Origin of the sequence: Thermovirga sp., from assembly GCA_012523215.1 — a bacterium.
Classification (GTDB): Bacteria; Synergistota; Synergistia; order Synergistales; family Thermovirgaceae; genus 58-81.
On record JAAYIZ010000103.1, the window covers coordinates 1 to 4,608 of the forward strand.

6 protein-coding genes are annotated in these 4,608 nt (G+C 60.0%); 1 reads left to right on the forward strand and 5 read right to left on the reverse strand.

The window, feature by feature from the left end:
* On the reverse strand, window positions 1–376 hold a 376-nt coding region (locus tag GX108_02870; GenBank protein ID NLO55986.1), incomplete at its 3' end, for a phosphate butyryltransferase.
* Between the two features lie 4 nt (window positions 377–380).
* Window positions 381–1,469, reverse strand: coding sequence for a butyrate kinase (gene buk, locus GX108_02875; GenBank protein NLO55987.1), 1,089 nt, complete (start codon window positions 1,467–1,469; stop codon window positions 381–383).
* A gap of 139 nt (window positions 1,470–1,608) precedes the next feature.
* Between buk and GX108_02880 the strand changes: the two genes are divergently transcribed.
* Complete coding sequence (locus GX108_02880) at window positions 1,609–2,436, forward strand: aminotransferase IV (protein ID NLO55988.1); 828 nt, start codon at window positions 1,609–1,611, stop codon at window positions 2,434–2,436.
* Window positions 2,437–2,545: 109 nt separating this feature from the next.
* Here GX108_02880 and GX108_02885 read toward each other — a convergent pair whose 3' ends face one another.
* The 3 genes from GX108_02885 to GX108_02895 all read right to left on the reverse strand — a co-directional run.
* Complete coding sequence (locus tag GX108_02885) at window positions 2,546–3,271, reverse strand: NAD-dependent deacylase (GenBank protein NLO55989.1); 726 nt, start codon at window positions 3,269–3,271, stop codon at window positions 2,546–2,548.
* Window positions 3,272–3,287: 16 nt separating this feature from the next.
* Window positions 3,288–4,163: an EamA family transporter gene (locus tag GX108_02890; protein NLO55990.1), complete on the reverse strand. Its 876-nt coding sequence runs from the start codon at window positions 4,161–4,163 to the stop codon at window positions 3,288–3,290.
* Window positions 4,164–4,255: 92 nt separating this feature from the next.
* On the reverse strand, window positions 4,256–4,608 hold a 353-nt coding region (locus GX108_02895), incomplete at its 5' end, for a biotin transporter BioY (GenBank protein NLO55991.1).

Sequence of the window (4,608 nt, forward strand, 5' to 3'; positions counted from 1 at the left end):
CATGGGAGAGAAGGGAACCGGAACGGAGGCCCCACTCCTTGTTCAGGACGGCTTTCAGCAACGTGGCCGTCTTGATATTGCCCTTCATCAGCAGGTCCGCCTCTCCCGAGGAAACGGCCTTCACGGCTAATTCGGCGGCCTTCTCCTCGTCGGGTTCCTGCACGATGAGGCAGGAGGAAAGGTCGATTGAGAACTCCGAGGCAACCTTTTCAATCTTCGCCCTGTCCCCGTAGAGGGTTGGCGAAGCGACGCCCTTCCTTTTGGCTTCTTCCACGGCTTCCAGGATGTCCTCGCCGTGGGGCGCGACCACCGCGAGGACCATGGCCTTGCCGGACCGGCTTTGTTCAATCAGAAAATCGAGCGTTTCGAACGACATTTCCTCATGCCCTCCTCGACAGGTTGTCTCTGTAGACCAGGGCTTCTTCCTCACCCGAGAGGACCCTCAGGGCCCCCTGGGCGAGAGCCCTCATCTCGTCCTCACCCGGGTAGACCAGCACCGGGGCGATCCATTGGACGCTGGAGGTGACGAGCTCGATGAAGTGCACGTCGCGGGCGATGCCCCCGGTCAGGATCACGGCGTCGACCTTCCCGGAAAGGGTCGCCGCGAAAGAGGTTATCTCCTTCGCCACCTGGAGTGCCATGGCCCTGAAGACCAGGCCAGCCTTTTCATCTCCCGCTTCGACCCTGGAGTCAACCTCCCTCATGTCGCTCGTGCCGAGGTAGGCCTTCAGTCCGCCCTCGCCCACTAGCCGTCTTCTTAGGCTGGTCATAGTGTACTCACCGCTGTAGCAGAGGCGGGCCAGGTCCCCCGCGGGGAGGCCCCCCGCCCTCTCGGGGGAGAAGGGACCGAACTCGTTGGCATTGTTGAGGTCCACCATCCTTCCCTGGCGGTGGGCGCATATGGTTATCCCTCCCCCCAGGTGGGCGACCAGGCAGTCGAGCTCCTCCCAAGGTTTCTCGAGTTCCTCGGCGGCCATCCTGACAGCCGCTTTTATGTTCAGGGCGTGCCCGAGGGACCTCTTGGGCAACTCCGGCAGCCCCGTAAGCCGCGAGATATCGTCAAGTTCATCCACGGCGACGGGGTCCACGATGAAAGCGGGAATCCCCCTGGGTCCCGCGATGGCCTCGGCGATGATCCCGCCCAAGTTTGAAGCGTGTTCCCAGGGCTTGCCTCGCCAAAGGTCGCTGATGACGTCCTCATCGACCCTGTAGGTCCCGCCTGGGATGGGTTCGAGAAGCCCACCTCTTCCGACCACCGCATCGAGGGAGTCGAGATCGCTCCCGTTAGCCCTGGAGGCTTCCTCGATGGTTCTCATCCTGAATTCGTACTGGTCGGCCACCTTCGCGAAGGAGGATATCACCTCGGGATCATGATTTACCGTCTCCTGCCATCGGCGTTCGCCACCCGAGAACCAGGCAATCTTTGTGCTCGTCGAGCCGGGGTTGATAGCGAGTATTTCTGGGGTCATCGCTTCGCACTCCGCCTCCTTTGAAGGAATGTCGATCGTTTTCATGGAAATTATACACTTCTTATCGTCCTTGGAACCCGACCGGATGGAGTATACTGTTCCCCGTATCAAAAGACAAAACTCCGGGGGGTCTCCTTTCATGACCATCTGCTATGCCGACGGTGTTTTCAAGCAATTAAGCGAAGCCTCGCTGCCCCTTTCTGACTTCGCCTTCCAGAGGGGCGTCGCGGTCTTCGAGACCATCAGGACCTACGATGGGAGGCCCATGGCCCTCACGCCTCACCTGGAAAGGCTGGCCGCCTCCGCAGCCGGGTCCAGGATAGCCATGCTCCTGTCTCCCGGGGAGATGGAAGGGATAATTCGGGAAGGTCTTGGTCTTGTCGGGGGCGAGGCGAGTGTTCGACCCTACATCACGGGCGGCGATACCCTGGACCCCGATCGTGGCTTTACCAGGCCCCGTTTGTTTGTGATCTTTGAACCCCTCTCTCCTTTTCCGGAAGAAGATTATCGGAATGGCGTGGCTCTGCACCCCATCGACTCGTCGAGGCCCCTGACGTGCGTCAAGAGCGTGAACTACCTGGGAAGCTACCTTCCCCTCGCCGAGGACCCCGAGGCGATGGAGGTCCTTTACTGCCCCGAAGGGGAAATTACCGAATCGTCCCATAGCAACGCCTTCATGCTCCTCGATGATAAGATCGTGACCGCCCCCGAGGGCAGGGTCCTTCCCGGAACCATGAGGAGCATGATCCTTGAGATCGCCGGGGAAGCGGGTCTCCCCGTTGAGGAAAGATGCCCCTTGACGGATGAACTGAGCCACTGCGAGGAGTTCTTCATCACCGGCAGCGTTAAGGAGATCCTCCCCGTCATCAGGGTGGGTAGGACCGCCATTGGAAACGGCAAGCCGGGACCGGTCTCATCGCACCTGAGGAGGCTCTACCTCCAGAACCTGGAACGGTGGCTGGAGTAAGGACCGTGAACCGGGAATCGTTGGTCGTAAATCGGAAAAGCCAGATCTTGTATCGCCGAGATACCCTTCACCGTTGATCCTTTACGTTTTTCGCCCTTTGGTTCGCGGCTCACGATCCTTGATTTAGGATTTTGCCTATCTCCTCCAGGGTCGCCACTATATCGCCGCGGATGACCGCATCGGCCATGGGATCCAGCCGCGTGGGTGTCTTGTTGATGATAAAGAGCTTCGACCCCGCCCTTTTTGCCAACATGGGGTAGGCGTTGGCGGGCGAAACCTCCAGCGAGGAACCAAGGACCAGGAAGGATGAGGCCGTCCCCGCCAGGTCTTCGGCGGCTTCCATGGGTCCCCCGGGAAGCATCTCCCCGAAGAGGACCACGCCGGGCCTCAGCGGTCCCCCGCAGTCGGGACAGTCGTCCCGCTCGAGGAAGAGTTCGCTGTCGAAGGAAGCTCGGCAACGGCTGCAACCGACTTTTCTCAGGTTTCCGTGTAATTCATGGACCTTCCCGGAGCCCGCCGCCTGGTGCAGCCCGTCGACGTTCTGGGTGATAATGCCTTCCAGGAGCTCCCCGGATTCCCAACCCGCCAGCACATGGTGCCCCCTGTTGGGCTCGACGCCCTGCAGCATCCTTATCCTGTGCCGGTAGAATTCCACGAATTCGGCACGACTGTTCTCCATGGCGGATACCGATGCGAGGAGGCGCGGGTCTTTCTGCCTCCACAAACCGTCGGCGCCCCTGAAATCGGGAAGCCCCGAAGCGGTGCTCATACCTGCTCCCGAGAGAACGACCAGGTTCCCCGCGGAAAGACTTTCAGCAACCAGGTTAAGACTCATGCCACTTGCTCCTTTCTCAGATAGTCCTGGCCCGGAAGACCAGCGCCACCCCCGAAAGGACCACCGCCATGGCGGCCACCGATATGAGCGACACGCACTCCCCTGCGAAAAGGGCTCCCAACACCGTGGCCGTGATGGGGTTGATCAGGGTGTAACTCGTCGCCAGGGCTGGTCTCACCGTCCTGAGCATGAAACGGTAGAGGGTGAAACCTATGATCGAGGAAAAGACCACCAGGTGGAACATGCCCATCGATGCCCTCGCCGTCAGGGGCCAGGAGATTTTCTCCCCGGTCAGGATGGAAACGCCGAGCAGCAGAACCCCGCCCGCTATCATTTCCGTGGCCGATGCAATGGGTTTGTCCAGGCTTTTGAAGCGGTTATTGAGGACCGAACCCAGGGACCATATGACCGAGGCGGCCAGAATGATCACCGCACCCAGGGGATTGCCGCTGATGCCCTTGTCAAAGTTGAGAAGGGCCACGCCGACAATGCCTATTCCGAGGCCAATCCACTCCATCGGGGTTGGCATCTTTTCCCAGATCCCCGCGAAGAGCACTGTCCACAGGGGCGTGCTGGCCAGCAACGTCGCCGAAAGTCCCGACGCGACCCATTGCTGTCCCACGCAGAGAAGCCCCGCGCCTCCTATGAAAAGCATCGCCCCCACGATGAAGGAGTCGAGCCATCCTCGAAGCCCCAAGCCTTCATTCCCCCTCGACCGGAGGAGGACATACAGAAAAACGCCGGCGGACAGGAACCTGACGGCGTTGAGCATAAAGGGTGGAAAACTTTCAAGGGAAAACCGGTTGGCAAGAAAAACGGAACCCCACACGGCGTAGAGAACTAACATGAGGATGAGTATCTTGTGTTTTGCCATGGTGCTGTCCTGGCCCACTGCGGTCCCTCCCGAGAGATGGTCTGAGGTTGCACTGACCCCTCCCATTGTAACGCCTAGGGAAGGCGCTACCACCCTTGGGAGGCTTTTCCTTAGGTCCCCCCTGGGCCCTTTGTTACCTGCCTCAGCCTTGCACCGACCCGAGAGGCCAGGGCTGCGGTGCCCAGCATCTTGAGGATATCGCCGGCCATGAAGGGTATCACCCCTAACTCGAGCACCTGTCCGAGGGTCGCTTCTTTGCCGGCAAGAAAGTTAAGGTTCAGGTAAAGGACGAAGGCTCCCGCGGCATATATCACCGCCGTCCCGAGAAGGCATGCTGACAGGTAAAGGGTGAAGGAGGGCCTATTTGACTTTTCCGATATGGAACCTATGATCCAGGCGCCGGCGATGAAACCCAGCAGGTAGCCGAAGGTGGGGTGGAGTATGTACTGAGGACCCCCTCCTC